This window comes from Paenibacillus sp. NPDC056722, assembly GCF_042790635.1.
GTDB lineage: Bacteria > Bacillota > Bacilli > Paenibacillales > Paenibacillaceae > Paenibacillus_AQ > Paenibacillus_AQ agri.
This window is the reverse complement of sequence record NZ_JBHTYV010000002.1, coordinates 334,546-353,699: the sequence shown is the minus strand read 5'-3', so window position 1 is coordinate 353,699 and position 19,154 is coordinate 334,546. Positions and strand designations below refer to the sequence as shown.

General features: G+C 48.7%; 8 protein-coding genes. 5 read left to right on the top strand and 3 right to left on the bottom strand.

Annotated features, from left to right (window positions below):
• The first annotated feature begins 684 nt into the window (after positions 1-684).
• A complete protein-coding gene (locus ACFRAM_RS06075) occupies positions 685-7,935 on the top strand; it encodes a pullulanase (RefSeq protein WP_379464993.1) in 7,251 nt (2,416 codons plus the stop codon).
• Between the two features lie 245 nt (positions 7,936-8,180).
• On the opposite strand, the gene ACFRAM_RS06070 is transcribed toward ACFRAM_RS06075, so the two are convergent.
• The 3 genes from ACFRAM_RS06070 to ACFRAM_RS06060 all read right to left on the bottom strand — a co-directional run bounded on the left by ACFRAM_RS06070 (position 8,181) and on the right by ACFRAM_RS06060 (position 11,882).
• A complete protein-coding gene (locus ACFRAM_RS06070) occupies positions 8,181-8,540 on the bottom strand; it encodes a MerR family transcriptional regulator (RefSeq protein WP_379464992.1) in 360 nt (119 codons plus the stop codon).
• A gap of 18 nt (positions 8,541-8,558) precedes the next feature.
• Positions 8,559-9,269 (bottom strand): SDR family NAD(P)-dependent oxidoreductase, encoded by a 711-nt coding sequence (locus ACFRAM_RS06065; RefSeq protein WP_379464991.1) that lies wholly within the window; start codon positions 9,267-9,269, stop codon positions 8,559-8,561.
• A gap of 867 nt (positions 9,270-10,136) precedes the next feature.
• Positions 10,137-11,882 carry an alpha-glycosidase gene (locus tag ACFRAM_RS06060; RefSeq protein WP_379464990.1) on the bottom strand — a complete coding sequence of 582 codons (1,746 nt, stop codon included), beginning with the start codon at positions 11,880-11,882 and terminating at the stop codon, positions 10,137-10,139.
• Positions 11,883-12,706: 824 nt separating this feature from the next.
• Between ACFRAM_RS06060 and ACFRAM_RS06055 the strand changes: the two genes are divergently transcribed.
• The 4 genes from ACFRAM_RS06055 to ACFRAM_RS06040 all read left to right on the top strand — a co-directional run bounded on the left by ACFRAM_RS06055 (position 12,707) and on the right by ACFRAM_RS06040 (position 18,574).
• Positions 12,707-14,038: a sugar ABC transporter substrate-binding protein gene (locus tag ACFRAM_RS06055; protein WP_379464989.1), complete on the top strand. Its 1,332-nt coding sequence runs from the start codon at positions 12,707-12,709 to the stop codon at positions 14,036-14,038.
• A gap of 109 nt (positions 14,039-14,147) precedes the next feature.
• Entirely contained in the window at positions 14,148-15,461 is a 1,314-nt protein-coding gene (locus ACFRAM_RS06050; RefSeq protein WP_379464988.1) for a sugar ABC transporter permease, read from the top strand.
• The gene (locus ACFRAM_RS06045) at positions 15,458-16,303 is read left to right on the top strand and encodes a sugar ABC transporter permease (protein WP_379464987.1); all 846 of its coding nucleotides are present in this window, start codon (positions 15,458-15,460) and stop codon (positions 16,301-16,303) included. Before ACFRAM_RS06050 ends, ACFRAM_RS06045 begins: the two co-directional genes overlap by 4 nt.
• Positions 16,304-16,441: 138 nt before the next feature.
• Positions 16,442-18,574: a methyl-accepting chemotaxis protein gene (locus tag ACFRAM_RS06040; protein WP_379464986.1), complete on the top strand. Its 2,133-nt coding sequence runs from the start codon at positions 16,442-16,444 to the stop codon at positions 18,572-18,574.
• Positions 18,575-19,154 lie beyond the last annotated feature (580 nt).

Below are 19,154 nucleotides of genomic sequence, written 5' to 3'. Positions count from 1 at the left end.
TGTAAATAGAAAAAGTCCGTCAGGACAGGGGATAAGCCACTTTTGGAGAGGGTGCAGGATTTTTGCCACCAGGTTTGTATATTTTCACTAAAGTGCTAGAATAGCGCTGATTTCATGAGTTTCTTGGAGAAAACAGGGTGTAAATAGTGATTTGTCCCTGATATTTTAGTGCAAACGTTGTGCATTGAAGGAATTTTTTAAAGTGGAAGTTGAACGGAGCTACTACAATTTCTTGTTGACAACTTCTTAATTTTGGGATTAGTATGTTAATCAAATTGTAGCAAGCGCTTTCAAGTGATATTTTTTATTGGAACATGACAGAATGGTTATGTAATCGTTACTAGAGTAAGTTTTTCTTGGAACTTTTTGCAAACGTTTGCGCAATTTTTGCTAGTATTCACTGTTAGAGATTGATGTTATCAGATGTTCACTTCGCTATGCACTACCTGAAAATATCATTGGCTTATTCTGTGAAGGAGGATGTGTGTCTATCAGAGGCCTGACAAGCCGTTATATGACATAATGTGCCTGCCATTCGATGACTGCTGGGGCAAAACTTACATAAAGAGGTTCCTTAAGAACTTCAGGATCAGGCAGCTGAATCGGGTGAGAGAAGTAGAGCAGTAATCTATTACTAAAGGGCACTTGTAGTGAAATCATGGAATCATTGGAGGGGTTAACGGAATGAAACGGACGCTTTGGATCAAGAAATATTTTGCGGCAGGAATGGTTATAGTTCTGCTGTTATCCTGCTTGGGGATTCATCCGGCGGTTGCACAGGCAACGGCATTGGAAAGCGTGCTTGTGGAAACTTCTCAATCGGCAGCGCCAGGAGAGGCTTTAGAATTCAATGAAACGAACCACAGTGACAGTGCTGAAACGAACGTCCTTTCGGAACCCGGTGCAGTAAATCCTGTACCAGACGGGCACATGCGGGTTCACTACAACCGGACGTCTGACGATTATGCCGACCAAGGGTTGTGGGTGTGGGATGGTGCCGCAGCGCCTTCCGAGAACTGGCCGGGTGGGGCAACACCATTTCCGGAAGGACTGAGGGATGCCTACGGGGCTTATGTCGATATCCCGCTGAAGGAAGGGGCCAAGAAATTCTCGTTCCTGGTGGTAAACCGCAGTACGCAGGCGAAGGATGCCGGGGATAAGCTGTTTGCCATTAACACACCGCAGACAAACGAGATTTGGATCAAGGAAGGCTCTGACGTAATTACGCCATATGAGCCGGTTATACTTCCTGCCAATACGGTGCGGGTGCATTACATGAGAGCGGATAACAACTATCGCTCGCATGGATTGTGGCTGTGGGGAGATGTTACGGCAGAATCCACGAATTGGCCTACTGGGGCAACGCCATTCTCGGATGGACAAAGAGACCGTTTCGGGGCCTATGCCGATATTCCGCTGAAAGAGAATGCGAAGAAAATCGGCTTTCTTGTCCTGGACCCGGCAAGCGGTGATAAGGATGGCGGTGATAAAGGTTTTACACTGCTGGACCGTTACAATCAGCTCTGGGTACGGGAAGGCGATAATAATGTTTATGTCTCTCCGTTTGGCGAGGTGCCGATCGGATTAGTATCTGCTGAGGTTCTGTCAACTCAAAAAATCCTTCTCGGCTTCACCCTGACGGACGGCCTGGATTCAGCTGAATTACAGTCAGCGATTTCCGTGAAGGACAACGCGGGAACCGTCATTCCGGTTACATCCGTATCGATCACCAGTCCCACCGCGATCGAGGTGGATACCGAAGCCTTTGAGCTGGATCAGACACCACTGAGTATAACTTACGCGGGCAAGACCGTAGCGGCTTCTTCCGGCTGGAGAATGCTGGATGAGATGTACAACTATACAGGGGACGATCTTGGAGCAACTTATCACCCTGAGGAGAAGACTGCGACGCTGAAGCTCTGGGCTCCGAAAGCCAGCTCGGTATCGGCCAAGGTATACGATAAGAATGATTCCAATCTTCTTGTAGGCACAGTCGCGTTGGCACGGGGCGAACAGGGTGTCTGGTCGGTCAAGCTGAAGCCGGAGGATCTGACTGGTGCAGCTGCAAGCGATGTGAGAGGTTTTTATTATCAATATGAAGTCACTAATGACGGGGTAACGAAGAATGTATTGGACCCCTATGCGAAATCCATGGCAGTGTTCACGGTAGACACGACAGGGGCACCAGGAGAGGGCGGCGATACCGTCGGCAAAGCGGCGATTGTCGATTTGAACGGTAGCAATCCTGCTGACTTCAGCTATGCCGATATTAGTGGCTATGAGAATCGTGAAGACGCTATCATTTATGAAGTGCATGTCCGGGATTTCACCTCTGATCCTTCTATCGAAGTCAGTTTGGACGGCGAGCGCTGGGGATCTTATGCGGCTTTTGAGAAAAAGCTGGATTACATCAAATCCCTGGGCGTAACTCATGTTCAGCTGCTGCCTGTAATGGCTTGGTATTATGGGGACGAGACGAAGATGGATCAGCGGGAGCTGAATTATTCGGCAAAAGGAAATGAATACAACTGGGGCTATGATCCCCACAGTTATTTTTCCCCGGACGGGGCTTATTCGCAAAATCCTGCCGACCCGGAACTACGGGTCAAGGAATTAAAAGGCCTGATCGATGCTGTGCATAAAGCCGGGATGGGTGTGGTGCTGGATGTGGTGTACACCCATATGGCGAAGACCGAGCTGCTGAACGACATCGTGCCGAACTACTATGCGTTCCAGGATGCGAATGGTAATTTTATCGGCGGCTTCGGCAATAATCTGGCAACCAACCACAAGATGGCCGAGAAGCTGATGGTCGATTCTGTAAAGTACTGGTTCTCCGAGTATAAAATCGACGGGATGCGCTGGGACATGATGGGCGATGCCACGTACGAATCGGTGCAGAACGCCTATGATGCCGCTGCCGCGCTGAATCCAAAGGCGCTGTTCATTGGTGAAGGCTGGCGGACCTTCGGTGGTGCAGCGTCCGATCCAGCCCTTGCCGGCAAAGGCGCAGATCAGGATTGGATGGATAAGACGGATAGTGTCGGGGTATTCTCTGATGAGTTCCGTAATGAATTGAAATCCGGCTTCGGCTCCGAGGGCGAACCAAGATTCATTACAGGCGGTGCACGCCAGATCAGCACGATCCTGAACAATATCAAGGGACAGCCGTCCAATACACCTGCAGATAGTCCGGGCGATATGGTGCAGTATATTGATGCCCATGACAATCTGCCGCTTCATGATGTGATTGCGCAGTCGATTAAGAAAGATCCGGCGATCCCGGAAAATGAGCTGGAGATCCAGAAGCGGATCAGACTGGGCAACCTGTTGGTTCTGACTTCCCAGGGAACAGCCTTTATCCATGCGGGTCAGGAATACGGCCGCACAAAGCAGTGGAAGTCGAGTGGCGTTCCCGAGGATAAATATACGGAGATGAAGGATAAGGATGGAGTCTCCTTCGGTTATTTTATCCATGATTCTTATGATTCCTCGGATGCTATCAACATGTTCGATTGGAGTAAGGCAACGGATGAAGCAAGCTTCCCCGTAGAGAATATCACGAGAGAATACACGACTGGCCTGGTGGAACTGAGGAAATCAACCAATGCTTTCCGGTTGGCTGACAAAAGTCTCGTGGATTCCAATGTGACTCTTATTACGGCACTTGAGGTTAAGGCCAGCGATTTGGTCATTGGCTACAAAAACAAGGCAACCGATGGCACCGGTACCTATTATGTCTTCATGAACGGGGACAGCACTGCAAGAACGCTTACGCTATCTGAGGATTTGACAGACGGTGAGGTGCTGGTTGACGGTGCGAAGGCAGGAACAATGCCTATTCCTGTCACGAGCCAGACCGGGTTCAATCTGACGACCCATTCTATTACGCTAGAGCCGCTCACCGCAGTGGTGATCAGAAAAGACTCTGCCGCAGCTGCCCTGACTTCACTGGAAAGTGATCTTGCGAGTTATACGCTTCAGGTGAACGACACTCATCAGAGTGCTGTATTCGCCAAATACGATGATGGCAGCAGAAGCAATGTGACGGCAAAAGCAACCTTTGTGTCCGATCAACCGGCTGTGGCTGAGGTTACGAACAAAGGATTGGTTAAAGCCAAATCAGCGGGAACCGCTGTGATTACTGCATCCTATGGCGGTTTCTCTACCAAAGTTGCAGTTACAGTAACGACAGAACCGGTGAATAACAAACGTTATGTCCAGTTTACCTATACCCGTGAGGATAAGAACTATACAGACTGGAATCTCTGGGTTTGGAACACCGGAGCCAAGAACGACCAGATTGACTTCACAACGTTTGAAAAAGGAACGGCAAGCGTTCTGATCGAAGTGGCACCGAACGCCACGAATGTCGGGTTCGTGCTCCGCAAAGGTACGGACTGGAACACGGCGAAGCAGGATTATCCAGACGACCGTCTGATTCCGCTCACGCCTGGCGAAGCGTTCACCAAGGTTAATGTCACCAGCATGGTCAAAGAGCTGGATATCAAGCCGAACATCAGTGGTCCGGTGCTGAAAGACGGAACGATTACGTTCCGGTACCGTGACGAGAATTTGTTCCGTAGTGGCAGTCAAGACGCAATCACAGGCGTTAAGGTCAAGGTGAACGGTACGGAATATCCGATGGTGTATGATCAGGCAAGCGAATGGTTCAGCTATTCTCTGACTGACATAGCGCAGGGAACCTATAAATACACATTCCTGGTCACCAAAGACGGGAATACAACTGAATTTACAGATCCCAAAAATACAGTGAATGGCGAGTCCCAGGTCGTCTACCATATTCCAGACGTCAGCATTGTCTCGGAGGTATCCCCCGCAGCAATTCATTCCAATCAGAATGCGGTGGTAACGCTTAAGACAGACTCCAGCGAAACTGTAACCTATAAGGAAGCCTATATGGATTTAACGTCACTGGGCGGACCTGCCAAGGTGGACTTTGATACAGAGCTGATGCAGCAGACTGTTGCTGCCAAAGACACCGTCCCGGCGGGAATAAAGAATATTCCGGTTGTCCTGGTCGACCAGTATGGCAACAAGCATAAGCACACGGCTACCCTTGAAGTGAAGGCCAGAACCTATTCCGGTGACCCCCTTGATTTTGACTGGGATGAGGCACGGATATATTTTGCCCTGACAGACAGATTCAAGGATGGAGATCCGAACAACAACGAGAATGTTGATAAAAATCACCTCGAAGCCTATCACGGCGGGGATTTCAGAGGGATGATCGACAGTCTGGATTATCTGCAGGAACTTGGCATCAACACGCTGTGGATCACGCCGATTGTAGATAACATAGATTTTAATCAGGGTACTGGCTTTGGCGGCAAGCAATACGCTTATCATGGTTATTGGGCCAAGGACTTTACTAAGCTTGATGAGCATCTTGGCGATATGGAGGTCTTCAAAGAACTGATCGATAAGGCGCACGACAAGGGCATCAAAATCATGGTGGACGTTGTACTCAATCATACCGGGTATGGCTTGAAGCCTGAGGATAACAGTCCTACGATTACACCGGAAGATAAAGCCCGTTTTGCCGGGATGCTGCGCACAGATGGCGTATCTGCCGACACAGACCCGATCCGTGGTGAACTAGCAGGTCTGCCGGATTTCCGGACAGAGGACCCTGCAGTGCGGAAGCAAGTGGTTGCCTGGCAGAGTGACTGGCTGGACAATGCCCGGACGCAGCGCGGGGACACCATCGACTATTTCCGTGTGGATACCGTGAAGCATGTGGAGGATACCACATGGAAAGCCTTCAAGAATGCACTGACTGCCATCGACCCGAACTTTAAATTAGTAGGAGAATACTTTGGCGGAACAACAGACAACGACGGGGGAACGCTGGAGAGCGGGCAGATGGACAGTCTGCTGGACTTTGGCTTCAAGGGCGCTGCCCGTGATTTCACAAATGGTAAAATCAATGATACCGACGCCTATCTTCAGGACCGGGAAGGCAAGATCGGCAATACCCGGATGATGGCTCAATTCCTGAGCAGCCATGATGAAGACGGCTTCCTGTCCGAATATGTCGGCGGGGACAAAGGCAAGTTGAAAGTTGCAGCTGCGCTGCAAATTACGGCTAAGGGACAGCCGGTGATTTACTACGGCGAAGAACTGGGCCGCTCAGGTAAAAATGCCGGAGATATGTCCAAAGGCGAGTTCAGCGAGAACCGCTCCGATATGCCGTGGGAGCAATTAACTGCGGAGAAAGGGCTCCACGATCATTACAGCAAGCTGTTGAACATCCGGGCGAAGTACTCCAAAGTATTCGCCAAGGGAGAACGAACTAAGCTGGCTGGCTCGGATGCGGTGGGTTATCTGGCCTTTAACAAGCAGTACAACAATGAAAATGTAGTGACAGTTATCAACACGAAGACGGACGCTGTCTCTGCTGAGGTTCCGGTACCTTTTGCAGCTGGAACGCTTGTCAAAGACGAATATAGCGGCACAACCTATACCGTATCGGGTGATCAAAAGCTTACGATTGAGCTGCCTGGTCGTAATGAAGGCGGAACAGTGATTCTGGCGGTTGTGGCTGGCGTGGAGCCGACGCCGACTCCAACGCCTGTGGTGACGCCAACACCGACCCCGACCCCTATAGTAACGCCAACACCCGTGGTCACAGCCCCACCGGTAGCGACACAGACTCCTGATGTTACAGCTACACCGGGTGTCACTCCTACGCCGGAAGCAACGCCAGTACCGGTGGCAACACCTAGACCAGATCCTGCGTCGCCGTTCACGGCACAACCAATGCAGAGCCCTATCCCTGGCACGGTCTCAACGGCTACACCGTCCAGTAGCCCGCAGATTGTATCCCTGGACAGTCTGAAGGGTGGCCAAGACGGCAAGGTTGAAGTGGAGCTTACCCCAGGCAAGACTGCAGTTCTGCTGCCGGTTCAAGCTGCACAGGTATTGGGAACAAGTAGTCTGGTTATTAAGACGGATTCTCTTAATATTACTCTTCCGAACAAGGTGCTTGCAGACTTGTTAGGGTACGTATCTGGGGAAGATACGGAGACGGCCCAGATTCTTTTCGAAGTTAGTGGGTTGCAGGAAACTGCGGTCCGGTCACTATTGGACGAACTGAGCAAGGATGGCGTACGCGTTGCTTCAGTATCAAATATCTATGAATTCAATCTATATGTTGTTAAAAAAGACGGAAGCCGCATCCCGGTAACGGTATTCCAGCAGCCTTTGACCCTGTCCTTCAAGCTCAAAGGCCAGCCGAACAAGGATTGGACCGGCGTGTTCCATTTGCCGGAGCAAGGGAAACCAGAGTATGCAGGCGGCGTGATTCAGGACGATACCATAACCGCCGGGATTACGCATTTCAGCAAATATGCCGCACTTGAGATCAATACCACATTCAAGGATGTGCCGCAGACACACTGGGCTTCTCCTGCAATTAAATCCCTGGCCGCGAAGCAAATCGTAACCGGTGTATCCGCTACTGTGTTCGAACCGAAACGCAGCGTCAGCCGTGCGGAATTCACCGCGCTCTTAATGCGTGCGCTTGGCGTGAGCGGGCAAGGAAAGAACGAATTTAAAGATGTTGCAGGTGACGCTTGGTATGCTTCTTATGTAACGACAGCAGCCCAGTTGGGGATTGTGAATGGACGAAGCGGGGGTATATTCGCGCCTAGTGCGACAATTACCCGCGAAGAGATGGCCGTTATGGTCGTCCGAGCGCTAGAGATCAAGCAAGGCAAGAAATTTAATGTGCAAGCCGCCTCAAGTGACTTTACCGACGCATTGCGTATCAGCAATTGGGCGAAGTCTGAGGTGAATACAACTGTGGAACTAGGGCTGTTGCAAGGACGGGAGGACGGTGGATTTGCTCCTCAGGAACAACTGACTCGTGCTGAAAGCGCGCAGGTAATCTATAATCTGCTGGCCCTATAAGGCCTAACAGCTAAAAGTTAGCGCTAGGGAGGGCAGTGCCTGACGAGTGGCAGCCCCTGGCTTTGAATAGCTGCAGAGTAGGCATCGCTCCAAGCTCTAAACGCTACTAACCCAATGTACTAACCAAGTGCTACTAACGCTTCCCAACTAGTGTTTACATTGAACGGGAATAACCTGAAAATGACCTCAAAATCCACGATTAAGTGGAGGATGAGGTCTTTTTTTGTAGCTAAATGCTTAGTGCCTTAATTCATTTCAGACTCAATTCTAACGATCTTTTGTTGAATTTTTTTTAGATTTTCTTCTGCATCTCGAATTTGTTGTAAAACAGTAATTTCGTGCTTTCTCATCATTTCTAGCCGTTGAGGGGAGTGATGATTCCCACTCATCGACCAATCAACAAATTGCTTAATGTCCTTTATTGGCATCCCGGTATTTTTTAAACATAAGATAATTTCCAGAAATTTAAGTGCATCCTCGTCAAATACCCGATCGCCTTTTTCAGTTCTTTTGAGGAAAGGAAACAGTCCTTTGTTATCATAATAACGTAGCTGTGAGATGGATAAATGATTCATTGCTGCAACTTGTCCAATAGTATAATTCATTACGCTCTCCTCAGGTGATTACCAAGGGATAATCCCATTTTTATCTAGAATTTTTCCGTTATAGTTTGTATCGCTCAATGCGTATTTAACAATGACTTGTGCACCTTCAGCAGTTGTTTTACCACCTGGAGAATTATGATTAAGATCCGTAGTTGTGAAACCAGGTGTAACCCCTAAAATTTCAGGCCCACTCGTCCCAAATTCTGTACCGAATGCTAATGTTAATGAATTAACAGCTGTTTTTGTTGAATTATAGCCCAGTATATTGAGTTGAGGAATTTCTCCATTCGCGAACATGGTTTGTGAAGCCATATCTGTTGTTACGTTAACGATCTTGCCACCCTGAGATTTTTTCACTAAAGGTAAGAAGGTTTGAATCATTTGGAATGTACCAAAGAAGTTAACGTCAAACTCTTGTCGTAGTGTCTCTAGTTTCAATTCACTGGGTAGAATACCAAAATCAAGTGCGATTCCGGCGTTATTAATCAATAAATCCAAGTGATCTGTTACTTCAAGAATTTTATTTTTTGCGGTTTGGATAGATAGTGTATCAGAAATATCAACAGGAACAAACGAGACATTTGAAAAGCTTAAGGAATGCACGGCTTTTTGTCCTAGCTCCTCATTCCGTGCTCCTAAAAATACATGATAATCTTGTTCAGCTAATTGACGCACAATTTCATATCCAATTCCTTTATTGGCACCTGTTACAAAGGCGAATTTCTTCATGTCTATTTCCTCCAATTTTCCTATCAGTTAGTTACAATTAGAAAGATACAACCTAAACCTAAGTTGAGGTCAAGGCTTTTTAAAACGTGGAATTCTAACGGACTGTATAATCCTTATTTGTGCATGAAAATGCCCACGGAACGTGCAACGTACTCAGGTGACGTTATTTCGTCCCAAACAGTGGATTATGAACAGTATTTCAGCGCATAGGGTCTCTGGAGTCCGTTATCTTCCTGAATGGTTGAAACTACAGGTCATAAAGCCTCTGGAGTCCGTTACAAGCTGAAATACGAGCCAAGCACTGGTTTTGAGTTATAACCATAATTGATAAAACAATATTAATATCTTGCGATGACTTTAATTTATACATTGGGTTTGTATTGTCAGTTGTGTTTTATCTGCAAAGGAAATTTGTTTTTTTATACTGAAATTTCACGCCATGTTTGACTGAAAACTGAGAGCATAATCATCAAGTCTCCAAATCAACAAAAACAGAAGTGTGTAGGTATGGGGAAAAAATGAAGCAGAGACAGGCCAGTTAGGAGGTCTTCAAGAGGTTTTGTTCTACGGTTTAGTAAAAGTAACTCAACGAATCAGTTATTTAGGTCTTATTCTATAGCTGTACCATAGTAAAGATCGTGAGAAAAGCAACACAGGCTCCACCCAAGACCCGATCTTATCATTAAAAAAAGGACTATCCCTCAGGCCATTTCTGGCGCCAATGGTATGATCCCCATACAGAAACAGGTTTTTATTATTTCACCTGTCTACTATATGGGGAGCATATCGCTAAGAGGATAGTCCTTTCTCTTTATCTATCTGACCTGTCACGAAGACAGGAGGGGGCGGCTTAAGCTAGCAAGCTGTTTAAACAACAGCCTTAATGATTGTGTACCCGTAAGCCGGGAGCTTGATGGTGAGCTTGCCGCGGTCAGCACGGAGTGGATCGCCCGTGAGCACATTCTCCCAGCGGGACTCGCTAGCGTCAATGCGTAAGGTCTGAGCCGTCTCATCGGTATTCACCATAACAATGACGATGTCGTCACCCAGGCGGCGTTCATAAGCCAGCTTGGTCCCATGACTTGCTGCTTCCAGGAAAGTGATTGTACCGGTACGCAGTGCCGGATGGCTGGCACGAATGTCGATCAGTCTGCGGTAGAAGTCGAACAGGGCACGGTCCTGCTTCTCCGGGTCCCATTCCATGCATTTGCGGCAATCGGGGTCGCCGCCCCCGTCCATACCGATCTCATCGCCGTAGTAGATGCAAGGCGTGCCCATGTAGGTGAACTGGAACAATGCGGCCAGTTTCATTTTCTTCTTGTCGCCGCCAGCCAACGTTAGGAGGCGTGGTGTATCATGGCTGTCCAGCAGGTTGAAGGCTACCTCGCTGGCTTGCAGCGGGTAACGCGACAGCTGTCTGCCAATGGAGTTGGCGAAGCCTTCGGCATCGAGGGAGCCGTGAACGAAGAAATCCAGCACAGCATCTGTGAATGGATAGTTCATGACAGCGTCGAACTTGTCGCCCTCCAGCCAAGGAGCGGACTCATGCCAGATCTCGCCGAGAATGTAGGCGTCGGGATTGGCTTTTTTCACAACTTTGCGGAAATCGCGCCAGAACTCATGATCGACCTCGTTAGCCACATCCAGGCGCCAGCCGTCGATCCCGGTTTCCTTGATCCAGTATTCAGCGACCTTTAACAGATATTCCTTGACCTCAGGATTCTCTGTGTTGAGCTTCGGCATCATCGGTTCGAACGCAAAGGCATCATAAGGCGGAATGCCATCGATGACTTCCAGCGGGAATCTGTGGATATGGAACCAGTCCTTATAGCGGGAGGCTTCACCTTTCTCTAGCACATCCACAAACGGCGCGAAGGTTCGCCCGGAGTGGTTGAATACAGCGTCCAGTAGCACGCGGATTCCGCGTTCATGACAGGCGTCAACGAGCTTTTTCAACGTTTGCGTGTCGCCAAAGTGGGGATCGATGCTCATATAATCCTCGGTGTCGTACTTATGATTCGTGGTCGCCGAGAAAACGGGTGTGAAATAGATGCCGGTGATGCCAAGCTCGCTGAGATGGTCGAGGTGGTCAATCACGCCTTGCAGGTCGCCGCCAAAAAAATTGTCCGGTGCCGGGGTTCCACCCCAAGGCAACACGTTCTTAGGGTCCAGACTCGGATCACCGTTGGCGAATCGCTCAGGGAAAATTTGATAGAAAACAGTGTCTTTTACCCATGCCGGGGGGGTGAAGACGTCAATCCGGTTAATGAACGGGAACTCAAAAAGCTTGTTAGGGTTCTCGGGACGGTTTGTTTGAAATTCACTCTCAGTCATCCAGATGCGTTCATTATCCTTTTGCAGCAGAAATCCGTATTTCAAGCGGCGGTGCAGCGGCACCGATTCGCACTCCCAGTAGTCGAACATAGAATCAGAGGTGAACAGCGTCATCGGAATCAGCTCTTTGGTGGCATCCCAGGCGTATTTGTCTCCGGCCCAGGCGAATACTTCGGTGAGATCTCCTTTTTTGGCCCGGAGGCGGAGGTGGATGGTAGTTTCATCATAGGCATAAGACCAGTTCAAGCGCGGACGATGGTATATAGCTTCCAGTAACATGAATGAATTCCTCCCAAAAAGTGGTTGTCGTATGCCTGAAGGGAACTTATGAAATTAGTGTGCCCTTTTATGCATACAGATAATGGATTTGCACAAAGTTTTGTGCAAAAAAAGCATAATTCCTAAACGGAAAACGGTTACCAAAACTTCAGTACAGACCAGGATACGCATTCCAGATAGAACAGACAGCGTAGGCGGCGCGGGTTGGGGTATTGAAGGGAACTCCCGCACTTTTCTTGCCCGATCAAGGCAAAAAAGGCACAACCTAGCGTAGTAGCCTGCCGAGGTTGTACCTGAAAGTAACATTGCCTTTGTATTGGATAAAGCACCCTGTATAGATTTGGATTATAGCATGGAAGGGGAGGGGGTTCAATAACTTTGTTCAAACCATTGCACTATTTTTCACTTTGTAATCTTACTACTCTTGGTCCTAAAGGGTTCTAATTTCTCTACTTAAAGCGCTTGCTAAGATATATAAGTATCTATTAAAGGGAAATTTGATAGTGAAATCTTAATAATTCTGAATAAATAAGAGGTATCGTGTGAAAAAGAGAGATATATGCCTATTTTATTATATAAATAAGTGAAAAACGCTAAATACACTATGTGCAAACGTTTTTACAATCATTCATTCCTGTTGTATGATTAATTCAGCGATGAAGCGCTTTCTAAAACTTGTTTAAGCGAATACATACAGAACGAACAGAAAAACGAATATTTTTTTTGTATCTTCTGAAATCGTTTGCGCAAGTTCTTGCACAACATTTTGTCATCATCATAATGCTTCATCAAAAGTGGTATTCAAATTGGGAGGGGTTATTGCAATGAAGTTGAAAAAGCTCATGGTTCTCACTGCAGCGTGTTCTATGGTCCTGTCCATTACAGCGTGCGGCAGCAATACAGCCAATAACGGAGGGAATGCAGCCGCGACGAACGCACCTGCTGACAATGGGGGAGCAAATAATGCGGGTACAGACAGCGGGAACGCAGCTGCCGGTGACATCGTCCCTGAAGACGGCGCATCCCTGATCGTCTGGGAGAGCAAAGAGGAAAGACCATTCACGGAAGAAATCGCGAAGCAATTCACGGCCAAATATAATGTTCCTGTCAAAATCGAAGAAGTAGCAGGTCCGGATCAAGTGACCAAGCTGACCCAGGACGGACCGTCCGGGCTTGCAGCCGATGTCATCAACATTCCGCATGACAACCTGGGTAAAGCTGCAAGTGCGAGCCTTGTGCTTCCAAACGATATTTTTGCCGAACAGACTAAGGCTGACAACACAGAAGCTTCGATCGTAGGTTCGACGTTTGAGGGGGAATTGTACGGCTATCCAAGAGCGGCTGAGACGTATGCTCTCTACTACAATAAATCTCTGGTAAAAGAAGCGCCGAAGTCTTTCGATGACGTTCTTGCTTTCAGCAAAACGTTCACGGATAAATCCAAGAATAAATACGGAATTATGTGGGAAGTTGGCAACCTGTATTACAACTATCTGTTCATCGCTTCAACTGGCGGTTACCTCTTTGGTGACAACGGTACGAACAAGGATGATATTGGTTTGAACAATGAAGGCGCAATCGAAGGCCTGAATACTTTTGCCAAGCTGAAAGAAGCCCTGCCAATCAAGAGCGGCGATATCAATGCTGATATCAAGCGCAGTCTGTTCAACTCCGGAGACGTAGCTATGGATATTACAGGTCCGTGGGAACTGGCTGGTTACAAAGAAGCTTTGGGCGACAACCTGGGAATTGCCCCAGTGCCTACCGTTGCTGGTAAAACAGCAGTCACGTTCTCCGGTATCAAAATTTATGCCGTCAATTCGTTCTCACAGTATCCGAATGCGGCCAAGTTGTATGCACATTTTGCAACCTCCAAGGAATCCCAGCTTGAGCTGAACAAGATTATTGGTTCGGTGCCAACGAACAAAGAAGCGCTGGAAGATCCGCAAATCAAGGACGATCCGTATGTGTCTGCTTTTGCAGAACAAGCGAAGAACTCGCAACCGATGCCTTCCATTCCTGAAATGGGCAACGTATGGAGTCCTGTGAATGCTGCACTTCCTGAAATTTGGGATAAGGATGTTGATCCTAAGGTAGCCATGGACAAAGCAGTTCAACAGATCAAGGATCTGAACAATGGTACATCGGCTCAATAATAGCAAGTGCGCTTAGCGATAGCTTGAACAGCACACAGTGGAATCCACTTGCCCGCCACACGGCGGGCAGTTTCCTTGAATTCCGCGCGGAGAGGAGAACGGAAGAGAAATGCAGCGACACCGAACGAGAGCCGCAATACTGTCGACGATATTTATGGGATTGGGACAAATATATAATCGCCAATTCATCAAGGGACTTATTTTCATAGCTGCTGAAGCTTTAGCCGTCTATTATTTTATTCAAAATCTCGGAAGAGCCTTATGGGGAATCGTGACGCTCGGGGAAACCCCCAGCCACCTGGAGAAAGTGAAGGGCGTCAGCAAGATGGTTCAGGGAGACCATTCCATCTTCATCCTGATTCAAAGCCTGATCACCATTCTCGTACTTATTATCTTTCTTGCCGCTTGGTATATGAATATTAGAGATGCCTATAAGATCGGTGCTGAGCGCGAGGCCGGTCATCAAGCGAACTCCTTCAAGCAGACGGTTCGCTATATTATGGATTACAAGTTTGCGCAGACGTTTCTGATTCTGCCAACCGTAGGTATTCTGTTCTTCACCATTATGCCGATCATCTTCATGATCATGCTGGCGTTCACGAACTATTCTGCACCCGGACATATGCCGCCGGCGAAGCTGGTGGATTGGGTCGGATTCGAGACCTTCCGCAGCCTTCTAGTGTTGAAATCCTGGAGCCATACGTTCTATGGGGTCTTGACCTGGACGATTATCTGGGCGGTACTGTCTACAGTGACTACCTATTTCGGCGGTTTGCTTGTGGCATTACTGGTCAGCCAACAGGGCATCCGTTTCAAAGGAATTTGGAGAGCTATCCTGATTGTGCCTTACGCGGTACCGCAGTTGATTTCACTCCTCTTGATGCGCAACCTGTTCAATGGCCAATTCGGGCCGATCAATCAGTATCTCGGGTATTTCGGGCTTGGAGGTTTACCATGGCTGACTGATCCATTCTGGGCTAAGGTAACGGTTATTCTCGTTAACATGTGGGTCGGAATTCCGGTATCCATGCTGCTGATTATGGGCGTTTTGACTACTATTCCACGTGATATGTACGAAGCAGCTGAGGTTGACGGGGCATCTGCGTATCAGAAATTCCGTATTGTAACGCTGCCGATGATATTATTCTCCACAGCGCCTACGCTGATTACGCAGTTTGCGGGCAATATCAACAACTTTAATGCGATCTTCTTGCTGACAGGCGGCAGTCCGGTGAACGGAGACTATCAATATGCAGGGTCAACGGACTTGCTGGTAACCTGGCTGTACAAATTGACGCTTGACCAGAACAAATACAACATGGCTTCGGCAATAGGGATTATCATCTTTATCATTGTAGCTTCATTCTCCCTGTATAATTACCGCCGGACGAAGTCGTTCAAAGAGGAGGATATGATCCAATGATCGGACGCAAATTTGGTAAAACCGTTCGCCTGAGCGCCAGCTACATCGTCCTTGTCATACTGTCGATAGCCGCGCTGTACCCGGCGCTTTGGATTCTCTTGGCGTCCTTCCGTCCCGGTAAATCGCTGTATAGCAAAACGTTTATTCCTGAGCAATTTACACTGGCTCATTACACCGAGTTGTTTACTTCGCCGGTCTATATGTTCGGCCAGTGGTATGCCAATACGCTGAAGATCTCGATTATGTCCATGCTGATTGGTGTCGTGCTTACCCTGCTCACGAGCTACGCGGTATCCAGATTCCGGTTCAAGGCTCGCAAGACGGCTCTGTCCACTATTCTGATACTCGGCATGTTCCCTGGGTTCATGAGTATGATCGCGATTTACCTGCTGTTAAAAGAGTTCCATCTGCTCGATACGCATCTGGCGCTGATTATCGTCTACGCGGCTGGCGCACCACTCGGTGGTACCTTTATCGCCAAGGGTTTCCTGGACACCATTCCGCGCTCGCTGGATGAAGCGGCCCGGATTGATGGCGCGAGCAATTTCGGGATTTTTGCCCGAATCATTCTGCCACTGTCCCGTCCGATGATTACCTACATGGCGTTGACCCAGTTCGTCGGCCCATGGGTAGACTTTATCTTTGCCCGCCTGATTCTGCGCTCCAAGGAGAATTGGACCGTGGCGGTCGGAATGTGGGATATGGTCAACAGCCAACAGAATACTAACTTTACGTTATTCTCTGCCGGTGCGGTGCTGATCGCGGTGCCAATCATGATTCTGTTCGGCTTCCTGCAGCGTCTGCTTGTAGACGGTCTGACAGCAGGGGCTAGCAAAGGTTAGTTCCGACGCTGTTACTATTATAAGATTCAACTGGCAAGTAAACACATAAGCTTCAAGGGAAAGGGGTACAGCCTGTACGCAAGATGTGAGGGCTGTACCCTTTTTGATATCTAAAGAATCATGGGGAGAGAAAGAGTTATGAAACGGTCATGGATTATACGGTTCAAGTCAGTTGGCATGAAGCTATTTCTCATTGTGTTCTGTTCCATAGTCCTACTGTCCACTGTGCTTGGTTTGACTTCTTATTATACGGCAAAAGGGATCATCATGGATGAGGTGGCGGCGGCTTCGGGCCAGTCTATCGTACAGGCTGCCGACAAGCTGGATTTTCTGCTGGCCGAATATGAGGCGCTCTCCCGGCAGTTCGCTGTAGATCCGGTATTAAAAGCTGATTCGGAGACCGCTAACAATAAACAGGTGGGAACGGTGTCAAAAGCCGCTGCGGAGGATCGCATCCGCCGCAAGCTGGATTCCGTCCGGGATTCGGACAAACGGATGGCCGGGATCCGGCTGCTCTCGAAAAGTCTGATTGATGTTGATTCCTACAAGTCTACGGGGACCGGTGCTGTCCGGAGTGATGAGGGTGTAGCCGCCCGGGTGAAGCAGATCGAAGACGCAAAGGGCAATCCGGTCTGGTTCCCTGTGAGGGAGAAAGGATTCTTCGACGTGTACAGCGAGCCTTCTCTGACGATGGGCCGATTGCTGAGAAATATGCAGCATCCCGAGGCTGAATATTACATGCTGATTGAGGTAAAAGGGAGCGCCATCACCAGTCTGCTGGACAATCTTCAAATCGGGGCAGGTGGTGAAATCCGCATTGTCACACCCGAAGGCGGGATTGTGTATGCAACTGACTCCAAGCTGCTGGGTCAGGAAGCCTTCATTAAGGTTCCGGACATGTCAAAAGGCCGGGACAAGCCGGATGCTGCAGGAGTGCCGCAGCTCAATCATTCTTTCACGGCAGCGGATGAGCAGGGGCAGTCCCAATTGGTAGTCTATCAGCCGCTGGGCATCGGTGGCTGGACGATGATGGGCTATGCGCCGGTCAGTGATTTTACAAGCTCAGCCAACAAGCTGTTATACATAACGTTATCCGTTGTGCTGGCAGCGGGTGTTGTTGCCGTACTGATCGGTTATTTACTGCTGCGCCTGGTTGGCAAGCCGCTCGGGAAGCTGGTTGGTTTGATGGAGGAGGGGGAGAAGGGCAACCTTCAGGTTCGTACGAACTTCAAGAGCCAAGATGAGATCGGCCGGCTCGGCCATAGCTTCAACCGGATGATGGAGCAGATTTCACGGCTGGCGGACCAGAGTCGTCTGTCAGCAGACGGAGTGTTGTCGACCTCAGCGCAGCTGGTGAAGGTGTCGGGCACCATCTCGCTGCATGCGAGAGAGGTGGCTGCTGCGACCAGTGAAATCGCTGGTGGTGCAGCCAGCCTGGCCGCAGAGGCCGAACGAGGCCATCGCAATGTGGAGGTCATGGGTGAGAAAATGCAGGAGGTCACGGATCTGAACGCTACCATGGACAGTTCAACTGGTAAAATCGTTGCCATCAGCGGCCAAGGCTCGGAAACCATGCGGCAGTTGGTGGAGCAGAGTGAGTCAGTATTGAACCTCATGAATCTCATTCAGGAGAATTCGGCCAAGCTGCGGGAAAGCACACATCTGATCCGCAGCATCCTCAGCCCCATGATCGCTGTCAACAAGCAGACGAATATCCTAGCCCTCAATGCTTCTATAGAAGCGGTAAGAGCAGGAGAGGCGGGAAGAGGTTTTCTGGTGATCGCTGATGAGATCCGTCAACTGGCTAACCAGTCGAATCAGTCCATCCAGTCCGTATCCCAGATTACGGAGGAAATCGGGCAGAATATCGAAAACACGGTGACGGTGGTCAATGAAGCAGCACCGCTATTTGGGAAGCAGATTGCCTCGGTACGGGAATCTTCCGCGATCTTTGACCAAGTCCGGTCAGAGATGGAACAGTTTCTCGGGCACATTACGAATTCTACAGCTGCGGTTAACGAATTGATTGCCTTTCAGCGGCAGCTTGGTGACGCTATGGGTAATGTCAGCGCCGTGGTGCAGCAGAGTAACGCTTCTACGCAAGAGGTTGCATCCATGTCTACCGAGCAGTCCGTGGTCAGCGAAGAGCTGGTGGCGCTGTCTGGCAAGCTGGAGGGGTTAGCTGAGGAATTGAAGAAGTCGCTGGTTTCTTTTCAGGGATCCTCAGCAGGCTCCCTCTCATATGCAGGACCTGAAGCACAGAAATTGTAATAAAGCGCAGTATTTATAGATAAAAGGGAATCTTGAACCGCCATGCGCATGTCGCGCAGCATGGTGGACTTGTCAGAGCCCGGTTCAGTTCCTTACCCCCTAATTATGGAGATTGGCTCTGAGCGGAGTTTTGTTTTAACAGGAAAATGTACCGTTAATTCTCCCCATTCAAGGGTTTTGCTCGAATTAACGGGAAATTCTCCAGTTAATTATCCTTTTTATAAGAAAATCGGGGAAGATCTTAGAGATTAACAGGAGTTTTTCCAGTTAATTTTTTTGGAATCCATCGTTTTAAATAAATAACGGGAGAATTTCCAGTTATTTATTCGCTGTATGACATACCCTTTTACTTTAAGGGATATGCACGTCCGAAGGCAGAGTGTCTTTGTTTACCTCTTCGAATGTCATATGCACCTCCCGGGGGTGAGTGTCTTTGATTACCTCTTACGAATGCCATCTGCACTCCGGGGCAGAGTGTTTTTGATTACCTATTCGAATGCCATCTGCACCCCGGGGCTGAGTGTTTTTGATTACCTATTCGAATGCCATCTGCACCCCGGGGCAGAGTGTTTTTGATTAC

What these genes read in the sequence shown, in the direction of transcription:
- ACFRAM_RS06075 (WP_379464993.1), top strand. Translation starts at nt 685, where the DNA reads ATGAAACGGACGCTTTGGATCAAGAAATATTTTGCGGCAGGAATGGTT.
- ACFRAM_RS06070 (WP_379464992.1), bottom strand. Translation starts at nt 8,540, where the DNA reads ATGAATTATACTATTGGACAAGTTGCAGCAATGAATCATTTATCCATC.
- ACFRAM_RS06065 (WP_379464991.1), bottom strand. Translation starts at nt 9,269, where the DNA reads ATGAAGAAATTCGCCTTTGTAACAGGTGCCAATAAAGGAATTGGATAT.
- ACFRAM_RS06060 (WP_379464990.1), bottom strand. Translation starts at nt 11,882, where the DNA reads ATGTTACTGGAAGCTATATACCATCGTCCGCGCTTGAACTGGTCTTAT.
- ACFRAM_RS06055 (WP_379464989.1), top strand. Translation starts at nt 12,707, where the DNA reads ATGAAGTTGAAAAAGCTCATGGTTCTCACTGCAGCGTGTTCTATGGTC.
- ACFRAM_RS06050 (WP_379464988.1), top strand. Translation starts at nt 14,148, where the DNA reads ATGCAGCGACACCGAACGAGAGCCGCAATACTGTCGACGATATTTATG.
- ACFRAM_RS06045 (WP_379464987.1), top strand. Translation starts at nt 15,458, where the DNA reads ATGATCGGACGCAAATTTGGTAAAACCGTTCGCCTGAGCGCCAGCTAC.
- ACFRAM_RS06040 (WP_379464986.1), top strand. Translation starts at nt 16,442, where the DNA reads ATGAAACGGTCATGGATTATACGGTTCAAGTCAGTTGGCATGAAGCTA.